Below are 17,662 nucleotides of genomic sequence, written 5' to 3'. Positions count from 1 at the left end.
CCACCTCCGAGGTCTTGTGCCGCGCCGGCCGCAGTGTTTAGCGTCAAGGCAAGATCCGCCGACTTCGGGAGGGCTCATGCCGGTGACCAGCGAGGCGTCTGTGGAGACCGAGGTGGCTCCGGCCGCCCCGGCGGCCGAAGTGGAGGTCGAGGAAGTGCTGGTCGAGGAGATCTCCATCGACGGCATGTGCGGCGTCTACTAGAGATCGGCCGTGGAGACCGGGTTCGACCTCGACCAGCGTGGTCGCTGCACCGTCAGGTGGCGCTGCGGCCGGAGCCGTTCGGGGCGATGCTCTACCACTTCGGCAACCGCAAGCTGTCGTTCCTGAAGAACCAGATCGTGGTCACGATCCTACGATCGCTGGCCGACCATCCGACCGCGCGGTCGGCTTGCGTCGCGGCCGGGATCGGCGAGACTTCGCTGCCCACGTACCAGAAAGCGCTGGCCGCACTGGCCCGGACGAACATGATTTGCCCGCGGGAGGCGGCATGACCGCAGTGGCCCAGCCGACCCGGCTGGTGGAGCTTTTCGAGCGCGGGTTGGACGCCCCGATCTGCCTGACGTGGGAACTCACGTACGCGTGCAATCTCGCGTGTGTGCACTGCCTTTCCGCGTCCGGCCGGCGGGATCCGCGGGAGCTGAGCACGGCGCAATGCAAGGCGATCATCGATGACCTGGAGCGGATGCAGGTCTTCTACGTCAACATCGGCGGCGGTGAACCGACCGTACGAGCGGTTCTTCGAGCTGCTCGACTACGCGGTCGAACGCCATGTGGGAGTGAAGTTTTCCACCAACGGCGTGAAAATCTCGCCGGAGGTCGCCCAGCGGCTGGCTGCCAACGACTATGTCGACGTACAGATTTCGTTGGATGGCGCGACCGCCGAGGTGAATGACGCGGTCCGTGGCACCGGCTCGTACGAGATGGCCTTGCGGGCAATGCGGAATCTCGCCGACGCCGGCATGCGGAATTTCAAGATCTCGGTGGTGATGACCCGGGAAAAAACGTGCCGCAGCTGGACGCATTCAAGGCGCTCGCTGACGCGTACGGTGCCCAGCTGCGGATCACCCGGCTGCGGCCGTCCGGCCGCGGCGCCGACGTATGGGACCAGCTGCATCCCACGGCCGTACAGCAGCGTGAACTTTATGACTGGTTGCTGGCAAACGGTGAAGGCGTACTCACCGGGGACTCGTTCTTCCACCTCTCCGCCTTCGGCGAACCACTGCCCGGATTGAACCTCTGCGGTGCCGGTCGGGTGGTCTGCCTGATCGACCCGATCGGCGATGTCTACGCCTGTCCTTTCGCTATTCATGAGGCATTCCTGGCCGGCAACGTCCGATCCGCCGGAGGTTTTCCCACGGTCTGGCGAGAATCGGAGCTGTTCACCGAGCTGCGGCAGCCGCAGACCGGTGGTGCCTGCACGAAATGCCAACACTACGACTCGTGCCGCGGCGGTTGCATGGCGGCGAAGTTCTTCACCGGCCTGCCGTTGGACGGACCTGATCCCGAATGTGTGCAGGGATACGGCGAAACCGCACTGTCCACAGTGGACAGTAAGCCACCGTCCGGTGCGGACCACTCACACCGCGGACCGGTCCGCGGCCAGCCGGTGCCGGTGACGATCGGCCGTCGCCCACCGGATTCCTGGTGTGACGAAAGCCCGCTCGCGGGTTTTGAGGCCAACCTGACCGCCTCATCGGGCAATCGACGGCTTCCTGAGTCCGGATCCGCGTAAACGGGGAAAAAGATCGAAGGGACGCGGACATGGCAGAGCTGGACGGGAAAGTCGCGCTCATCACCGGAGCGGCTCGCGGGCAGGGTCGCAGCCACGCGCTGAAACTCGCCTCGCAGGGCGCGGACATCGTCGCGGTCGACTTCTGCGGGTCGGTGCCGAGCCTGGGATATGCCATGGCTGGCAAGGAGGATTTGGACGAGACGGTAGCGGCCGTCGAGGAACTGGGTCGGCGGGTGGTGCCGGCAGTTGTGGACGTACGGGACGCAAAAGCGCTCGCGGACGCCGTCGCGGACGCGGTCGGGATGCTCGGACGCCTGGACATCGCGGTGGCCAACGCCGGCGTCGCCGGGGTGTGGGAATGGGACACCATCACGCCCGAGGTGTGGCGGGACGTTATCGACATCAACCTGACCGGCGTGTGGAACACCTGTGTGGCGGCCGCACCGCACCTGATCGCGGCCGGCGGTGGCTCAATGATCATCATCAGCTCCACCGCCGGGCTGAAGGGCCAGCCGTTCCTCGCGCCGTACGTGGCCGCGAAAACCGGCATCGTCGGGTTGGCGCGCTGCCTCGCCAACGAGTGGGCCGAGCACCGGATCCGGGTGAACACCATCCACCCCGCCGGAGTTCAGACCGGCATGTCGGCCGCCTTCGCCAACCTGCAGCCGATGATCGACCGGCACCCCGCGCTCGGTCCGATCTTCTCGAACACCCTCGACGTCGAGGTGGTCGAGACTTCTGACGTGTCCGCCGCGGTGGCTTACCTCGCCTCCGACGACGCCCGCTACGTCACCGGCACCGAACTGAAAGTCGACGCCGCAACACATCCGCTGACCAGCCCGCTTACCTCTCCGCGAAACTCGACGTTTCGCTGCCGACCCGCCGGCGGATTCAACAAAACGTCGAGTTCGCGGAATCTGGGCAGGGGTGCGGCGCGAAATTGTCGTAGGTGTCTGTTTTTCTTTCCCCCTCCCTTTGAACGGGCGGGGGGGGTGGGTTGAGAGGTGGACCTTAATTTTTGGTTGAACATTGGTCCTCGAACCCGCCCCCCACCCGTCACTGGGTGGGGGCAAATCTGCCGGAGGGGTACGACAGTTTCGCGCCGCACCTGGGTCTGGCGTGGTTTTGGTCGTCGAGTGCCGCACAAAACCCCGCACTCGATGTCGAGTGCGGGACATTGTGCTGCACTCGATGAGCCTGGTGGCTGTCCAGTGGCGCGGAAAGTGCGGCGTTCGTCGAGTGGCACAGTTTGGCGCCCAGGGGCCGCGAGGTTGGTGTCGACCAGGTGACCCTGTTCACGTTGCGGCGCGACCCGGGCAGGTTTATAAACAGTACAGCACTGTTTACTAACTGCCCTGGAGGTGGATCATGGACACCACGGTTCTGGTTGTGGGTGCTGGACCGACTGGCCTCACGTTGGCTTGCGGGCTGGCTCAGCGCGGCATTGGCGTGCGGGTCATCGACGCGGCGGCGGCCCCGGCCACCAGCTCCGGGCGCTTAGCCTGCAGCCGCGCGGCGCCGAGGTACTGGCCCGCCTTGACGCCCTGCGTGACCTGCCGGAACGGGCGATTCCAGCGCGCGGGACGACCCTCTATGCGGGTGACAACCGGCCGCTGGAGATTCCGATCTGGGCACCCGGAAAAAAAAGGGCAGCGGCCCCCATGCTTACTCCGCAGACGTTCATCGAGCAGGAGCTGCGGGAGCGGCTGGCCGAACACGGGGTGAAGGTCGAGTGGGGTCACCGACTGCTCAGCTTCGAGCCGAATGCCGCCAGCGTGACCGCCGCGGTGGAGAGCGGCGGCGGGCAGGAGAGCGTACGGGCGGACTGGCTGGCCGGCTGCGACGGCGGGCACTCGATCGTCCGGAAGCTGACCGGAGTGGGGTTCCCCGGGAACCCGGTGTTGGAGAAGGTGCTGCTCGCGGACGTACGGGCGGACTGGCCGATGACGCGGACCGGCTCGGTGATGGTCAGCCGAGGTCACAGGAGTTCGTGGGGATGCCGCTGCCGGGCGACATCTGGCGGCTGTTCGTACGGCTGGACGAAGACCGCGAGGACGCCGAGGCCACCGCGCGGGAAGTGTTGCGGGATCTGGTGTGTCCGCTGATCGGCGTCCCGGAAGACTCGGTGAAGTCAATTGTGTGGACCTCGATCTTCCGGATCCAGGAGCGGCTGGTCGACCATTACCGGTTCGGCCGGGTGTTCCTGGCTGGCGACGCCGCTCACCTGCACAGCCCGACCGGCGGTCAGGGCATGAACACCGGCATGGGCGACGCCGAGAACCTGGCCTGGAAGCTCGCGCAGGTGATCTCCGGACGGGCCGCCGACGGGCTGCTCGACACGTACGAGCTGGAACGTCGGCCGGTGGCCGAGGGCGTGCTGCGATTCACCACGTCAGGCACTCGGGTGCTCGCCGCGAACACCCGATGGACCCGGGCTCTGCGGACCGTGGCGGCCCCGCTGCTCTTCGTGCCGCTGGTACACCGCCCTGTGGCGGGCAGCCTCCGGTCTGACCGTTTCCTACCGCGGCGGTCCGCTCGGGGCTGGGCGTGTCGGCCGTTTCGCCGGCAAACCCGGCCCGGGCCGCAGCCCGATCGCCGGAGACCGAGTGCCGGACATCGCCTGCGTGGGCGAGGACGGCCGCCGTACGACCCTGCACCAGGGCGTGATGGGTGGCGCGTGGGCACTTTTGACCAGCGACAAAGCCGCCGCGGACCGACTGCTGCCGGTGGCCCGCGAACTGCTCGGACCGGACGTCGTGCCCGTATGGCCGGCGGCCGAGGGGCTCACCGATGCGATCCTGGTACGGCCGGATGCTCACGTTGGTTGGCGCGGCGAGCCGGACGAGGCGGCCCTGAAGGGGTGGTTGACCGAGGTGGTGCAAGCGCGATGAGCGAAGCCAAACGTGCCGGCGGTCGGCCGCGCGACCCGGACAACGACACGGCGATCCTGCAGGCGGCGCTGGAGCTGCTGATCGAGCGGGCCGACGGCGCCAGCATCGAGCAGGTCGCGAAGCGGGCCGGGGTCGCGCGGCTGACCGTCTACCGGCGCTTCGCGAACAAGGAAGAGTTGCTCATCAAAGCGGTGGAAACGGCCCGTACGATCGCGGCGCCGCGACTCGCCGAGCTCGCCAGCCTGTCCGTCGAGGAGCTGGTCGAGGCCTGGGCACTGGCGATGGCCCAGCCGGGCGCGCGAAACCTGCTCGCCCGGCTGCTGGGGGCACCCTGCCGGACAATCCACGGCTGTTCGGAACGTACTGGGAGGCCTATATCGAGCCGCGCCGCGCGATTTTCGCCGTCGTGGTGGAAACGCGAGCGAGACGCCGGCCGGCTGCCAGCCGACACCGATCCGGAGCTCTTCCAGGACACTGTCGCCGGCACGCTTTTCTACCGGCTGATGGTGAATCCGGTCGAGGTGACCGTGGACCAGATGCGCGACTACCTGCGCGCGGTGCTGCTGCACCAACTCGGCTATCGGGCCGACCCGACGGCCACCGTTCCGAGGCGGCGGGATCCGCAAGCGGAGTGACGCCGTTCAGGCGACCGTGACAGTTCGGTCAGCAGAGGCCCTATTCGGCACCAAATCACCGGAGAAACGGCAGGTGCGGCGCGAAATTGTCGTAGGTGTCTGTTTTTCTTTCCCCCCCCTCCCTTTGAACGGGCGGGGGGTGGGTTGAGAGGTGGACCTTGATTTTTATTTGAACGTTGGTCCTCGAACCCGCCCCCCACCCGTCACTGGGTGGGGGCAAATTTGCCGGAGGGGTACGACAGTTTCGCGCCGCACCCTATGAAGAGTTGGCCGATTCAGTGCCACTCGGCAGGCCTACGGGAACCCCTCAGCCGTGGATGGCGACGGCGAGTCTGCGGACGCCTTCGGACACGACCGCCGGTGCGGCTGAGCCGAAGGTCAGTCGCAGGTGTGGGGCAGGCGGGTCGTCCACGTACCAGGGCCGGCCGGCGTGCACGGCGACGCCTTGGCGGGCGGCCGCGGCGACCACCGACCGGTCGTCGAGGTTGTCCGGAAGTCGGGTCCATAAGTGCAGGCCACCGGCGGGTACGACGGCGGGTGTCAAGGACGGCAGGTGCGCCCGCAGGCCGGCGACCATCGCCTCTCGGCGGGCGGCCAGGGCCGGGCGCAGTGCGCGGAGGTGCCGCTGGAAGGCCGGCGACGACAGGAAATCCATCGAAGCCTCCAGCAAAGGACCGGAAACGAAGAGGTCGTCGCGTACGCAAGCGGTCCGCAGCCGGGCACCGGCCGCGCCGCGGGCGGCGATGCCGGCGATTCGTAGGCCCGGGGCGGCCGACTTGGTCAGCGACCGCAGGTAGACGACGTGTCCGTGCACGTCCTCGCTGGCCAACGGCAGTGCCGGGGTGCCGTCGATGGCCAGGTCACGAGCCCAGTCGTCCTCCAGCAGGAAGGCGCCGGCCGCGGCGACGATGTCCAGTACCAGGCCGCGGCGCCGCACTGACAAAACGCCGCCGTGCGGGTTGGCGTACAGCGGCTGGCAGTAGAACAGCCGTGATCCGGTCCGCTCGAAGGCGTCGGCGAGCAGGTCCGGCCGTACGCCGTCGGCGTCCGCTGGAACCGGGACCACTCGCATGCCGGCGCTGCGGGCGACCGCGATCGCGCCCAAATACGTCGGCGATTCCACCAGCACGGTGTCTCCGGGCCTCGCGAGTGCCCGGAAGGCGGTCGACAGCGCTGCTTGGCCGCCCGGGCAGACGACGACGTCGCCGGGTTGGAAGGCGCCGCCGGCCTGCCGGGCGAACCAGCCGCGCAGGTCGTCCGGCACGTCCGACCGCCCGCGCGCCCCCAGAAGCGGGTCGCCGGGCCGCCCGGCCCAGCGCGGCTCCGAGCGCCGCGATCGGTTGCAGCGCCGGGTCCAGATAGCCGCCGGACAGCGCGATGGTGTCCAGTGGCGGCACGGCGAGCAGGTCGGGCAGGGCTTCGTCGCCGTCCGCGCGCGGGCCGAGAGCGACCGACTGCCACCGCAGGTCCGGGCTTTCCGGTACGGTCGCCGCTGGGGCGGCGAATGTGCCCTGACCAGGGCGGACCTCGATGGCGCCCTCGGCGGCCAACCGTCGCATCGCGTGTTGGACGGTGACTGGCGAGACCCGCAACCGCGCCATGAGGGAGCGTACGGACGGCAACCGCTCGCCAGGCTGCGCCGCGGCGAGTGTGACGCGCATCGCGCGGATAACGGCGGCCTCAGCGTTATCGTTATCCATGACGGTGAAGGATAACGTTACTGCTCCCAGTCGAGTAACGGCTGGACTGTTCCTCGGCGCTCTCGGAGTGGTGCTGTTCAGCTTCTCCCTGCCGGCCACCCGGCTGGCAGTCGTCGGCCTGGACCCGTGGTTCGTGGCCTTTGGGCGGGCCGCCGGCGCGGGCGTACTAGCCGCCGGCTACCTGACCGCCACCCGTGCCCGCTGGCCCAGCGCCGCTCAACTCGGCCGGCTGGTCGTCGTCGCGATCGGGGTGGTGGTGGTCGGGTTTCCGCTGCTCACCTCGATCGCGCTCACCCAGGAGACCGCGTCGCACGGCGCCATCGTGATCGCCGCGTTGCCAGCCGCGACGGCGGTTTTCGCGGTCGTCCGCGGCGGGGAGCGCCCATCGGTACGGTTCTGGCTGGCGGCCAGCGCGAGTTTCCTTGCCGTGCTGGTGTTTGTCGGGGTGTCCGGCGGATTCGGCGGCGGCCTCGCGCTGCCGGACCTCTGGCTGCTCGCCGCGGTCGTCCTATGTGGACTCGGATATGCCGAGGGCGGCGCGCTGGCCCGGGATCTTGGTGGCGCGCAAACGATTTGCTGGGCATTGCTCATCTCGTTGCCGGTCACAGTGCCGGTGGCGACGGTTGTCTTCTCGCGTGGTGGCACCGAACAAGCGACGGCCGGCAGCTGGCTTGCCTTCGGTTATGTGACTGTGGCGTCGATGTTTCTCGGCTTCTTCTTCTGGTACGCCGGCCTCGCCCGCGGCGGAGTCGCCCGAATCGGCCAGGTGCAGGCGCTGCAACCGGTGCTGACGCTCGGTTGGTCGGTGTTGTTGCTGCACGAGACCGTCGGTCCGCTGGCCCTGGTGATCGGCCTCCTCGTCCTGGCCTGCGTTTTCCTCACCCAACGAGCTCGGTAAGACCGCTTTCCCAACCGCCAGGTGGGTTGCGTGTGACGATCCGGCTCCATAGCGTCGGAGGTCTGACTGGACGGAGGGGCGTGAGTGACGGATCGGGTCGCGGTGGCGGTCGTACGACAGGGTGTCTGGTGGGCTGGCATCGACCCAGCTGGGTCCCGGATGGCAGCGCTGTCTTTTGTCCGTACCAACGGAAATCACTCATGAGGTTGCAGTCGTTGCGGTGGAACGAAATCGACCGGGCCGGCCTGCTGTTGGTGCCGGTCGGTTCGCTGGAACAGCATGGCCCGCACCTGCCGTTGGACACCGACACGAGAGTCGCCACCGCGGTCGTGGATGCCGCCGCCGGGTCGGTCGACGGCCTGCTCTCGCGCCGCCGGTCGGTTACGGCGCGAGCGGCGAGCACGAGGATTTCCCTGGCACCATCTCGATCGGTACGGCCACCTTGCGGGCGCTGCTGGTCGAGTACGGCCGATCGGCGTGCCGCTGGGCGGACCGGTTGGTGCTGGTCAACGGCCATGGCGGCAACGCCGGCGCGCTGGTGGGAGCCGTCCAGCTGCTGCGGTACGAGGGCCGCGATGTCGCCTGGTGGCCGTGCGTGACGCCGTCCGGCGACGCACACGCTGGCCGCACCGAAACGTCGTTGTTGCTGCACATCGACCCGGCAGCGGTGCGGTCCGGGGCTGCGCCGGGCAACACCACGCCGATCGCTGAGCTGATGCCGCAGCTGCGTGCCCACGGCGTGCGGGCGCTCAGCCCGAACGGGGTGTTGGGCGACCCGACCGGCGCCAGCGCGCCCGAAGGCCGGGAACTGCTGGATGATCTGGTCGTTCGACTGGTGGAGGCGGTTCGCCGGTGGACGCCCCCGACGAGCGGGGGAAGTTGACGTGACGACCCGGGTGGCGGTGGTGACTGGCGCGGCCCGCGGGATCGGTGCGGCGGTGGTGCATGACCTCGCGAAGTCCGGCTGGGCGGTGGTCGCCGTCGACGTGTGCGCCAACAATCCGACGCTGCCATATGCGATGGCGAGCCGCGATGACCTCGAGGAGGTCGTCGAGCCGTACGGCGATGCCGTGTTGCCGGTCGTCGCGGACGTACGCGATCCGCAGGCGTTGGCCGCGGTCGTCAGCCAGGCCGTGACCAGGTTTGGTGGACTGGACGCGGCCGTCGCCGGCGCCGCGGTGCTCGCCGGTGGCGTACCGATGTGGGAGCTGCCCGACGCGACCTACGACGCGCTCTTCGACGTGGGCGTACGCGGCGTTCACAACCTGGCGCGGGCCGCCATCCCGGCGCTGCTGGAGCGACCGGTGCCACGGTCCGGGCGGTTCGTCGCGATCGCGTCGGCGGCGGCCAGCGAGCGCGGGCTGTGGCACCCACTCGCCACGTACTGCGCTGCCAAGCACGCGGTGGTCGGCCTGATCCGCGGGCTGGCCGCCGACCTGCGCGGCACCGGAGTGCTCGCGTCCGCGGTGGCGCCCGGGTCCACCCGTACGGACATGTTGGACGCCACCGCCGCGATCTATCACCTCGGCTCGGTCGAGGAGTTCGCCGCGCACCAGCTCACCGACCGACCGATTCTGGAACCGGCCGAGGTCGCGGCGGCGGTGGCGTGGCTCTGCTCGCCGGCCTCGTCGGCGGTCACCGGGAGTGTCCTGCACGTCGATGGCGGCTTCATCGGATGAGCCGGCCGGGAGTGGGCGCCGCACCCGAGGCGGTCCGGCTGCCGAAGGGTTTCGCGATCCAGCTCGACCCCGGAGTGCGGGTGCAGCCTGGCGGCCGGGTGCTGATCGGTGGTATGCCACTGCGGATCCTGACCCTGTCACGGACCGCCGCCGGCATCCTGGCCGACGGGGCTTTTGTTGTCAGCGATGACCTTTCGGCGCGGCTCGCGGACCGGTTGCTGGCCACCGGGGTGGCCCATCCGCGGCCGGCGCCGGCCGAGCCGGAGCGAATCACTGTCGTCGTACCGGTCAAGGACCGTCCGGCCGGGGTGGATCGGTTGCTGACCCAGGTACGGGCGACGGTGACTCCCGCTCCGGAGCTGGTGGTCGTCGACGACGGGTCACGCGACCAGCTGGCGATTGCCCGGATCGCTCGTACGCATGGCGCCCGGCTGGTCCGGCACCGGACGTCGAAGGGCCCGTCCGCGGCCCGAAATGCCGGGTTTCTGAGCGCGGAGACCAGACTGGTCGCGTTTCTGGACTCTGACTGCGCTCCGCTCGCCGGCTGGCTGGAGCCGCTGCTGGCGCATTTCGCCGACCCGTTGGTCGCGGCGGCGGCGCGCGCATCGTGCCGATGGGCGGCGAGTCGTGGTTGGACCGCTACGAGCGGGTCGCTGGTTCGCTGGATCGCGGCCCGGCCGAGGCGTCGGTCGGTGTTTCCCCGCAGTCGGGTGCCGTACGTCCCGAGTGCTGCCCTGGTGGTACGACGCGATGCCTTCGGCGCCGGCTTCGACGAGACCATGCGGGTCGCCGAGGACGTCGACCTGGTGTGGCGGCTGGTCGAGTCCGGCTGGCGGGTCCGCTACGAGCCGGCCGCGCAGGTCGCGCACGAGCACCGCACCCAGCCGGTCGAGTGGCTGCGCACGCGTGCCTACTACGGCACCGGGGCCGCGCCTTTGGCTCTGCGACACGGATCCGCGGTCGCGCCGCTGGTGATGGACCGCTGGTCAGCGGGCGCGTGGGCGCTGGCCCTGACTGGCGACTGGCGGGCCATGGTGGCCGCGCTCGGCGTCACCGCGGTCGCCGCCAGCAAGTTCGCCGTCCGGCTGCGCGAGGACGTGCCGGCTCTGGAGGACGCCGGCTCCACCGCGTACAGCCTCGTCCGCGGTGGCACCCTCGCCAGCGGCTGGCAGGTGGCCTCGCTGCTCACCCGGCACGCGTGGCCAGTCACGCTGGCCGCCGCCCTGGTGTCGCGCCGGGCCCGGCGGATCGCGCTGGCGGTGGCGGTCGGCGAGGGCGTCGCCGCGTGGATCCGGGACCGCCCACCGCTGGACCCGGTCCGATATGTGCTGGCCCGGCGCCTGGACGATCTCGCATATGGCACCGGGCTGTGGGTAGGGGCCGCGCGGCACCGCACCTTCGCCCCGCTGCGCCCCGACTTCACCAAGGTCACCCGCCCGCCGCGCCGCTAACCCCGACACGCCGATGGTGCGCGAAATTGTCGTAGGTGTCTGTTTTTCTTTCCCCCTCCCTTTGAACGGGCGGGGGGTGGGTCGAGAGGAAAACTGTAATTTTTAGTTGAATATTGGTCCTCGAACCCCCCCCCCACCCGTCACTGGGTGGGGGCAAATCTGCCGGAGGGGTACGACAGTTTCGCGCCGTACCGGTCATGTGGGCGGGGGTGAGCGAGAAAAGTCGAGCCCATTAGGGCAGCCGCCAGTCCACTGGCTCGCTGCCCTGTTCGGCCAGCATGGCGTTCGCGCGGGAGAACGGGCGGGAGCCGAAGAAGCCGCGGTCGGCGGACATCGGGGACGGGTGGGCGGACTCGACGCAGGGCACACCGGGCATCAGTGGGCGCAGGTTGCGGGCGTCGCGGCCCCACAGGATCGCGACCATCGGCCGGCCGCGGCCGGCGAGCGCCCGGATGGCCTGCTCGGTGACTTCTTCCCAGCCTTTGCCGCGGTGCGAGCCGGAGTCGCCGGGTGCGACCGTGAGCGACCGGTTGAGCAGCAGGACGCCGTGGTCGGCCCAGGGAGACAGGTCGCCGTTGGACGGCCGCGGCAGCTCCAGGTCCTCGCCGTATTCGCGGTAGATGTTCTGCAGGCTGCGCGGGATCGGGCGTACGTCCGGGGCCACCGAGAAACTCAGGCCGATGGCGTGGCCGGGGGTCGGGTACGGGTCGGGTCCTGGCCGACGATCAGCACGCGTACGTCGTCGAAGGGCTGCGTGAACGCGCGAAGAACGTGCTTGCCGGCGGGCAGATATTGCCGACCAGCGGCGATCTCGGCGCGCAGGAAGTCGCCCATCGCGGTGATCCGGTCGGCCACCGGGTCCAGCGCCTTGGCCCAGCCCGGGTCCAGAATGTCGCCCAGGTTCTTGCGCGCTGCCTCGTCCATTCCAAGCCTCCGTCTACAGATACAGGCGGGCGTGCTCCCCTGCCCGAGCACCGTACCCACCCCCGAAAAGCGCCGCGTGCACGACCAGCGGGTGAATCTGGTGCAGCGCCAGCCGATCCCGCCAGCCGTCGGCCAGCGGGCGCTGTTCCGCGTACGCGGAAAGGACGCGGTCCAGGTGCGGCGGGCTGAAAAGCGTCAGCATGGCGAGATCGGTTTCGCGGTGGCCGCCGTACGCTGCCGGGTCGATCAGCCAGATGGTGCCGTCCTGTCCACAGTGGACGTTGCCGGCCCACAGGTCGCCGTGGATACGGGCGGGTGGCTCGGCCGGTCCGGCCACCTCGGCCAGTCGGTCGAGCAGTTTCTCCACTGACGCCACGTCCGCCGGGCCGATCCGGTGCCGGTCGACGGCGAGCCGCAGCGCCGGTTGGATCCGCCGCTGCGCATAGAACGTCGGCCAGTCGTCGGCTGGTTCGTTGCTCACCGGCAGCGACCCGACATAACCGGGCCACGGTGCGCCGAAAGAGTCCGCGCCGGCCGCATGCAACTGGGCCAGCTGCCGCCCGAACGTGGCCGCGGACTCGGCCGTGGGACGGCCGGGCGGAATCCATTCAAGTACCAGCAAATCGTCCGCCACCGCGATCACCTCCGGCACCGGTACGGCCCGCGGCTCAGCCAGCCAGCGCAGTCCGGCGGCCTCGGCCGCGAACAGGCCTGGTGGCGCGTTTTCCAGCGTCTTGGCGAAAAGATCCGCTCCGTCATCGAGAGTCAGTCGTTGGGCCACGCAGATATCACCGCCAGGCACCGGAGTCATCCGGATCCGCTGGTGCTCGATCAGCCGGCTCAAGGTGCCGCCGTGTGCCCGTACATACGCGAGATCTATGCCGCCCTCCATCGCATTACTATCGCAGCGGCAGCGGCATCGCCGCGCTCAAGGTCGTACATTAGGGCCGGGCCCAAAACCCCCCCCTGAGGCTCCCCTAGGGATTTGGCCGTAGTACTTAAGACATAGGCCCTTACGCTCAATGTATAGGGTCAGGTCGCGACTAACGGATCACGACAGCGTGGGGTCCGACCGGCCAGGATTCTCGGTATGGCCGTCACCAGCGACTTCAACGACTCGTACGCGCTCAGCAAGGCTGCGCAGCAGAGTGAGTCCGCCGTACGAGCGCCAGTCAGCCCGGCGTTCCCGGTGCTTGCTGGCGTGGCCGCACTCCTGCTGGCGGTCCTGTCGGTGGGCTACCTGCACATGGTGGCGCCGGCGGCGCTCAGCCCGATCCGAGACACCGTCAGCGATTACGTCTACCTACATGGCCCGGGGGTTGTTCAACTTCAGCGCGGTCATGACCGCATTCGGGTCGGTCGGGCTGATGGTCGGGCTGCGATATTCCCGTTTGCGGGTGTCCAAGCTGACGTACGCGCTGATGGGACTGTGGTGTGCGGGCTTGGTCCTGCTTCCCACTTTCCCCACGGACCGGCTGCTGGCCGATCTGACGGTGACCGGCGCGGTTCACCGCTATCTCTCCCTTATTGCCTTCATCAGCCTGCCGCTGGCCGGGCTGGGAGTGGCTTCTGCGTTGGCCAGCAAGGAAAAGCTCCGGCCCCTCGCGCAGCGCTTACGAGTTATGTGCGCGGCTGGCTCGATGAGTGTGCTGGCCCTTCTCCTCACTCATCTGCCGGACCTGTATCCGCAGAAGTTCGGCAACCTGATGATCAGCGGTCTGGTCGAGCGGGTTTTGTTGGTGGTCGACTTCGGTCTGCTGGCCACCATCGCGATCGGCATCCTGGCCACCGGCCGAGCCGCTGTGTCCACAGTGGACGGTGGCCTTAAATGATCGCATTGGCGATCTCGTTCGCCGCGGTGGCCGCGGTTTTCCTCGCGCTGGCGGCGAGACTGCAGCATCGAGGCGTACGAGCGAGCGGCCCGTCCGAACGGGTGGGCCTGGGCACCATCGCGGCGATGCTGCGCAACCGGCAATGGCTGTCCGGCAGCGCGATGCTCGGCGCCGGCACCGGCCTGCACCTGGTCGCGTTGGCGCTGGCCCCGCTCGCGGTGGTCCAGCCGATCGGCGCGCTGGCGCCCGCGCTGACCACCGTCCTCAACGCCAGGGCGACCGGTCGGCGGCCCAGCCGGTCAGCGATCGCCGGCGCTCTCGCGGTTGCCGGTGGCATCGGGATTTTCGTTGTGGTGTCGGCGCAACAGCCGGTCGGCGGTACGACCGTACGGTACGCGGAGAGCATCGCCATCGGCCTGATCGGTTTGCTGGTCGCGGTGGCCGCCACGATCGCCTGGCGGACCAACGGCCGGATCCGGTGCTGTCCAGCGCGGTCGGCGGCGGCATGGCTTTTGGCCTGGTCTCGACACTTGTACGGGCCGGCGCTCAGGAATTCTTCGCCGCGCAACGGATTCCGGTGTTGCTGGGGACCGCTGTCGGGATCGGGGTGGCCGTCACGGTCGGTGCGTATCTGGTCCAGCAGGCATATTCCAGTGGTGCGTCCGATGTGGTGATCGCGGCCGTCACGGTTTTCGACCCACTGGTGTCGATCGGCCTTGGCGCGGCTCTGCTGGGCGAGACGCCAGCACCGACTTCCGGTGTGCTGGCGCTGGAAATCCTGGCCGCGGCGACCGCGGTGGCCGGCATTGTTCTGCTCGCCCGGAACCGGGTCGCGCATCGAACCGGTGTCCGCTCACTACGAACAGGAGACACTTGTGACCGCCGTCCCGCCGCGCGCGCATTCTCATCGGCGCCGACACCTTCCCGCCGGACATCAATGGCGCGGCGAATTTCGGTGCCCGGCTGGCGATGGGGCTGGCCGCTCGTGGTCACGACGTGCACGTAATCTGCCCGCAGACAATTCAGCCGGACGTGCCGCTGCCGGCCTTACCGGGCGTCACCGTACACCGTTTTCCGGCTTATCTCACGCCTATCCACCCGACTCTGAGCACTTGCCTGCCGTGGCAAATCGCCGGCCCAGTGGATGCGCTGATCGACGAGCTGCGGCCGGATGTCATTCACGTTCAGGCGCATTTCGTGATGGGGCGGGTGTTGGCGAAAGTGGCCCGGCGTCGGCAGGTGCCGCTGGTGGCGACCAACCATTTCGTGCCGGACAACGCTTTCGGCTACACCCGGATGCCGAAATGGACCAGGTCATCGCTCAGCAAGCTGGCTTGGAGCGACCTGAATCGCTTCCTACGCAAGGCAAACGCGGTGACCACGCCGACTCCGCGGGCGGCTCAGCTGCTGACCGACCACCACCTGGGTCAGCCGGTCGTCCCGATTTCGTGCGGGATCGATCTCGACCATTTCAAGCCGTCCGGCGGCACCTCCGTCGAGCCAACCATCCTTTTCGTTGGCCGGCTGGACGAAGAGAAGCGGGTGCCCGATCTCTTGCGGGCATTGGCCCGGATGGAGCGTCCGGACGTACGACTGGAGGTAGTGGGAGACGGCGGCTGCCGCTCAGAATGGGAAGCGCTAAGTGACCGGCTCGGCCTCGCCAGCCGAGTGACTTTCCACGGCTTTGTCAGCGATGACGAGCTGACCGCCGCGTACGCTCGATGCGATGTTTTCTGCATGCCCAGCACCGCCGAGTTGCAGAGTCTGGTCACGATGGAAGCAATGGCCGCCGGTAAACCAGTCGTGGCGGCGAACGCGATGGCGTTGCCGCATCTGGTACGTCCCGGGAAAAAACAGGTTGGCTTTTCGAGCCGGGAGACGTCGACGAACTGGCCGCGAGGGTGCGCGAGTTGATTGACGATCCGGCCACCGCGACCCGGATGGGAGCCGCCGCCCGCCGCCGTTGGTCGCGCAACATGGCATCATCGACGAGACAGTGGCTCGGTACGAGCAGGTCTACGAGTCGGTTCAGCCAACGCGGTCCCGCGTCGAGCGGGAAACCCGTCGGCTCGTACGAGCGGCATAACGGTTTCCGGGCGGCCCTTGATTATTGCCGGGTCGCCCGGTTAACCTCGGCCCCGACAACAAAACTGAAGAGCATCGCGGGAGCTCGCGCCGAAGCGGGCTGAGAGGGCGGCTGGAGTCGACAGACCCCGGTGCCGCCGACCGCCCGAACCTGACCGGGTAATGCCGGCGTAGGAAGGATGTGGCGATGACCTCTCTCGACGCACGGGTCAGCCCTGCCGTGACCACCGGGCCGATCATCGGCTCGCATAAGGTCTACTTGGGAGATCTCCAGGTTCCGGTCCGCAGAATCGAGCTCACCGACGGCGATCATCTGGATGTCTACGACACTTCCGGGCCGTACACAGATGATTCGGCGACCATCGATGTCCACAGTGGACTGCGGGAAAAGCGGGCCGACTGGATCGCGAACCGCCGGCCGGTGGGTGGTGCGCTCACTCAGTTGGCTTACGCCAGAGCCGGTGTTCTCACCGAGGAAATGCGTTTCTGCGCGCTGCGCGAAGGCGTCGAACCCGAGCTGGTACGTGAAGAAGTCGCGGCCGGGCGGGCGGTCATTCCGGTCAACCGCCGGCATCCGGAGTCCGAGCCGGCGATCATCGGCAAGAAGTTCCTGGTCAAAATCAACGCGAACATCGGCAACTCGGCGGTGACTTCCTCGATCGCCGAGGAGGTCGACAAGCTGGTGTGGGCGATCCGCTGGGGTGCCGACACGGTGATGGACCTCTCGACCGGAAAGCGCATTCACGAAACCCGGGAATGGTTGCTGCGCAACTCGCCGGTGCCGATCGGAACCGTGCCGATCTACCAGGCGCTGGAAAAAGTCGACGGCGATCCGACCGAGCTGTCCTGGGAGATCTACCGCGACACCGTTCTGGAGCAGTGCGAGCAGGGCGTCGACGACTACATGACCGTGCACGCTGGCGTGCTGCTCAGATATGTTCCGCTGACGGCAAAACGGGTCACCGGGATCGTGTCCCGCGGCGGTTCGATCATGGCCGCCTGGTGCCTCGCCCATCACCGGGAAAGCTTCCTCTACAGGCATTTCGACGAGCTCTGTGACATTTTCCGGTCGTACGACGTGACTTTCTCGCTCGGCGACGGCCTGCGCCCGGGTTCGATCGCGGATGCCAATGACGCGGCCCAGTTCGCCGAGTTGCGGACCTTGGGCGAGCTCACCGCGATCGCCCGGGCAAAAGACGTGCAGGTGATGATCGAAGGCCCTGGACACGTGCCCATGCACAAGATCGTGGAAAACGTACGATTGGAGGAGGAACTCTGCGGCGAGGCGCCGTTCTACACCCTTGGACCGTTGGCGACCGACATCGCGCCGGCGTACGACCACATCACCTCCGCGATTGGTGCGGCTATGATCGCCCAGGCCGGCACCGCGATGTTGTGTTACGTGACGCCGAAAGAACACCTTGGACTGCCGGACCGCGATGACGTGAAGACCGGCGTGATCACGTACAAGATCGCCGCCCATGCAGCTGACCTCGCCAAGCAACACCCGCACGCGCAGCAGCGGGACGACGCGCTTTCCAAGGCCCGCTTCGAATTCCGCTGGATCGACCAGTTCAACCTGGCGCTGGACCCGGATACCGCGCGGTCCTTCCACGACCAGACGCTGCCCGCCGAGCCGGCCAAGACGGCGCATTTCTGTTCCATGTGCGGGCCAAAATTCTGCGCCATGAAAATCACCCAGGACGTACGCCGTTATGCCGACGAACACGGTCTGACGGACGAAGCCGCGATCGCCGCTGGAATGACCGAGAAATCCGTCGAATTCGCCGCCCGGGGCAACCGCGTCTACCTTCCGACCATCCAGCCGTAGCGG

General features: G+C 68.2%; 17 protein-coding genes, 6 pseudogenes and 1 riboswitch. Of the genes and pseudogenes, 19 read left to right on the top strand and 4 right to left on the bottom strand.

The annotated features are described in order from the left end of the window. Positions 1–82: 82 nt before the first annotated feature. The 9 genes and pseudogenes from mftA to GNX96_RS63015 all read left to right on the top strand — a co-directional run bounded on the left by mftA (position 83) and on the right by GNX96_RS63015 (position 5,259). The gene (mftA, locus tag GNX96_RS09860) at positions 83–202 is read left to right on the top strand and encodes a mycofactocin precursor MftA (protein WP_279579911.1); all 120 of its coding nucleotides are present in this window, start codon (positions 83–85) and stop codon (positions 200–202) included. Then, complete coding sequence (gene mftB, locus GNX96_RS09855; RefSeq protein WP_279579910.1) at positions 187–492, top strand: mycofactocin biosynthesis chaperone MftB; 306 nt, start codon at positions 187–189, stop codon at positions 490–492. The genes mftA and mftB overlap by 16 nt, the downstream gene beginning before the upstream one ends. Next, positions 489–1,733: pseudogene (gene mftC / locus GNX96_RS09850) on the top strand (mycofactocin radical SAM maturase). Before mftB ends, mftC begins: the two are co-directional and overlap by 4 nt. A 29-nt stretch (positions 1,734–1,762) precedes the next feature. Beyond that, positions 1,763–2,551 (top strand): annotated as a pseudogene (locus GNX96_RS09845) (mycofactocin-coupled SDR family oxidoreductase); the annotation flags it as partial. Between the two features lie 550 nt (positions 2,552–3,101). Beyond that, a pseudogene (locus GNX96_RS63030) lies at positions 3,102–3,176 on the top strand (FAD-dependent monooxygenase); the annotation flags it as partial. Further along, entirely contained in the window at positions 3,155–3,838 is a 684-nt protein-coding gene (locus GNX96_RS50480; protein WP_279579909.1) for an FAD-dependent monooxygenase, read from the top strand. The pseudogene GNX96_RS63030 and the gene GNX96_RS50480, both read left to right, overlap by 22 nt. Beyond that, a pseudogene (locus GNX96_RS63025) lies at positions 3,730–4,062 on the top strand (FAD-dependent monooxygenase); the annotation flags it as partial. The gene GNX96_RS50480 and the pseudogene GNX96_RS63025, both read left to right, overlap by 109 nt. 277 nt (positions 4,063–4,339) lie before the next feature. Continuing rightward, positions 4,340–4,624: an aromatic-ring hydroxylase C-terminal domain-containing protein gene (locus tag GNX96_RS63020; RefSeq protein WP_390623965.1), complete on the top strand. Its 285-nt coding sequence runs from the start codon at positions 4,340–4,342 to the stop codon at positions 4,622–4,624. Beyond that, on the top strand, positions 4,621–5,259 hold the full coding sequence (locus GNX96_RS63015; RefSeq protein WP_163567831.1) for a TetR/AcrR family transcriptional regulator: 639 nt from the start codon (positions 4,621–4,623) through the stop codon (positions 5,257–5,259). Before GNX96_RS63020 ends, GNX96_RS63015 begins: the two co-directional genes overlap by 4 nt. Before the next feature lie 307 nt (positions 5,260–5,566). Here GNX96_RS63015 and GNX96_RS09830 read toward each other — a convergent pair whose 3' ends face one another. After that, on the bottom strand, positions 5,567–6,523 hold the full coding sequence (locus GNX96_RS09830; RefSeq protein WP_279579907.1) for an aminotransferase-like domain-containing protein: 957 nt from the start codon (positions 6,521–6,523) through the stop codon (positions 5,567–5,569). A gap of 434 nt (positions 6,524–6,957) precedes the next feature. Between GNX96_RS09830 and GNX96_RS09825 the strand changes: the two genes are divergently transcribed. The 4 genes and pseudogenes from GNX96_RS09825 to mftF all read left to right on the top strand — a co-directional run bounded on the left by GNX96_RS09825 (position 6,958) and on the right by mftF (position 10,987). Next, positions 6,958–7,857: a DMT family transporter gene (locus tag GNX96_RS09825; protein WP_163567830.1), complete on the top strand. Its 900-nt coding sequence runs from the start codon at positions 6,958–6,960 to the stop codon at positions 7,855–7,857. A gap of 200 nt (positions 7,858–8,057) precedes the next feature. Then, a pseudogene (gene mftE, locus GNX96_RS09820) lies at positions 8,058–8,740 on the top strand (mycofactocin biosynthesis peptidyl-dipeptidase MftE). A 1-nt stretch (position 8,741) separates the two neighbouring features. Then, positions 8,742–9,536 carry a mycofactocin-coupled SDR family oxidoreductase gene (locus GNX96_RS09815; protein WP_163567829.1) on the top strand — a complete coding sequence of 265 codons (795 nt, stop codon included), beginning with the start codon at positions 8,742–8,744 and terminating at the stop codon, positions 9,534–9,536. Beyond that, a complete protein-coding gene (gene mftF, locus GNX96_RS09810) occupies positions 9,533–10,987 on the top strand; it encodes a mycofactocin biosynthesis glycosyltransferase MftF (protein WP_279579904.1) in 1,455 nt (484 codons plus the stop codon). Before GNX96_RS09815 ends, mftF begins: the two co-directional genes overlap by 4 nt. Positions 10,988–11,219: 232 nt before the next feature. On the opposite strand, the pseudogene GNX96_RS09805 reads toward mftF, so the two are convergent. The 3 genes and pseudogenes from GNX96_RS09805 to GNX96_RS50465 form a co-directional block, all read right to left on the bottom strand. Continuing rightward, positions 11,220–11,911: pseudogene (locus tag GNX96_RS09805) on the bottom strand (uracil-DNA glycosylase). Positions 11,912–11,924: 13 nt separating this feature from the next. Then, positions 11,925–12,803, bottom strand: a complete 879-nt coding sequence (locus GNX96_RS09800; protein ID WP_279579903.1) for a fructosamine kinase family protein — start codon at positions 12,801–12,803, stop codon at positions 11,925–11,927. A 159-nt stretch (positions 12,804–12,962) separates the two neighbouring features. Beyond that, positions 12,963–13,157, bottom strand: coding sequence for a hypothetical protein (locus GNX96_RS50465; RefSeq protein WP_279579902.1), 195 nt, complete (start codon positions 13,155–13,157; stop codon positions 12,963–12,965). Between the two features lie 61 nt (positions 13,158–13,218). Between GNX96_RS50465 and GNX96_RS09795 the strand changes: the two genes are divergently transcribed. From GNX96_RS09795 to thiC, 6 genes are all read left to right on the top strand, one after another. Continuing rightward, positions 13,219–13,743, top strand: a complete 525-nt coding sequence (locus GNX96_RS09795; RefSeq protein WP_163567828.1) for a DUF998 domain-containing protein — start codon at positions 13,219–13,221, stop codon at positions 13,741–13,743. Then, positions 13,740–14,417 carry a hypothetical protein gene (locus GNX96_RS09790; protein WP_163567827.1) on the top strand — a complete coding sequence of 226 codons (678 nt, stop codon included), beginning with the start codon at positions 13,740–13,742 and terminating at the stop codon, positions 14,415–14,417. Before GNX96_RS09795 ends, GNX96_RS09790 begins: the two co-directional genes overlap by 4 nt. Next, the gene (locus GNX96_RS09785) at positions 14,351–14,749 is read left to right on the top strand and encodes a hypothetical protein (protein ID WP_163567826.1); all 399 of its coding nucleotides are present in this window, start codon (positions 14,351–14,353) and stop codon (positions 14,747–14,749) included. The genes GNX96_RS09790 and GNX96_RS09785 overlap by 67 nt, the downstream gene beginning before the upstream one ends. After that, positions 14,713–15,657 (top strand): glycosyltransferase, encoded by a 945-nt coding sequence (locus tag GNX96_RS09780; protein WP_279579901.1) that lies wholly within the window; start codon positions 14,713–14,715, stop codon positions 15,655–15,657. The genes GNX96_RS09785 and GNX96_RS09780 overlap by 37 nt, the downstream gene beginning before the upstream one ends. Further along, on the top strand, positions 15,654–15,932 hold the full coding sequence (locus GNX96_RS50460) for a hypothetical protein (RefSeq protein WP_279579900.1): 279 nt from the start codon (positions 15,654–15,656) through the stop codon (positions 15,930–15,932). Before GNX96_RS09780 ends, GNX96_RS50460 begins: the two co-directional genes overlap by 4 nt. Then, positions 15,896–16,023: riboswitch (TPP riboswitch) on the top strand. Its footprint overlaps the gene before it by 37 nt. Beyond that, positions 16,016–17,659, top strand: coding sequence for a phosphomethylpyrimidine synthase ThiC (gene thiC / locus GNX96_RS09775; protein WP_163567825.1), 1,644 nt, complete (start codon positions 16,016–16,018; stop codon positions 17,657–17,659). It overlaps the preceding riboswitch by 8 nt. Positions 17,660–17,662: the final 3 nt, after the last annotated feature.

It is taken from the genome of Fodinicola feengrottensis, assembly GCF_010993775.1.
Lineage (GTDB): Bacteria > Actinomycetota > Actinomycetes > Mycobacteriales > HKI-0501 > Fodinicola > Fodinicola feengrottensis.
Note: the sequence above shows the minus strand (reverse complement) of the source record. Positions and strands in the feature narration are given on the sequence as shown.

Excerpts from the sequence above, each read along its gene's own strand:
- mftF (WP_279579904.1), top strand. The coding sequence starts at position 9,533 with ATGAGCCGGCCGGGAGTGGGCGCCGCACCCGAGGCGGTCCGGCTGCCG.
- GNX96_RS09780 (WP_279579901.1), top strand. The coding sequence starts at position 14,713 with ATGGGGCTGGCCGCTCGTGGTCACGACGTGCACGTAATCTGCCCGCAG.
- GNX96_RS09825 (WP_163567830.1), top strand. The coding sequence starts at position 6,958 with ATGACGGTGAAGGATAACGTTACTGCTCCCAGTCGAGTAACGGCTGGA.
- GNX96_RS09800 (WP_279579903.1), bottom strand. The coding sequence starts at position 12,803 with ATGGAGGGCGGCATAGATCTCGCGTATGTACGGGCACACGGCGGCACC.
- GNX96_RS63015 (WP_163567831.1), top strand. The coding sequence starts at position 4,621 with ATGAGCGAAGCCAAACGTGCCGGCGGTCGGCCGCGCGACCCGGACAAC.
- GNX96_RS09790 (WP_163567827.1), top strand. The coding sequence starts at position 13,740 with ATGATCGCATTGGCGATCTCGTTCGCCGCGGTGGCCGCGGTTTTCCTC.
- GNX96_RS09795 (WP_163567828.1), top strand. The coding sequence starts at position 13,219 with ATGGCCCGGGGGTTGTTCAACTTCAGCGCGGTCATGACCGCATTCGGG.
- thiC (WP_163567825.1), top strand. The coding sequence starts at position 16,016 with ATGACCTCTCTCGACGCACGGGTCAGCCCTGCCGTGACCACCGGGCCG.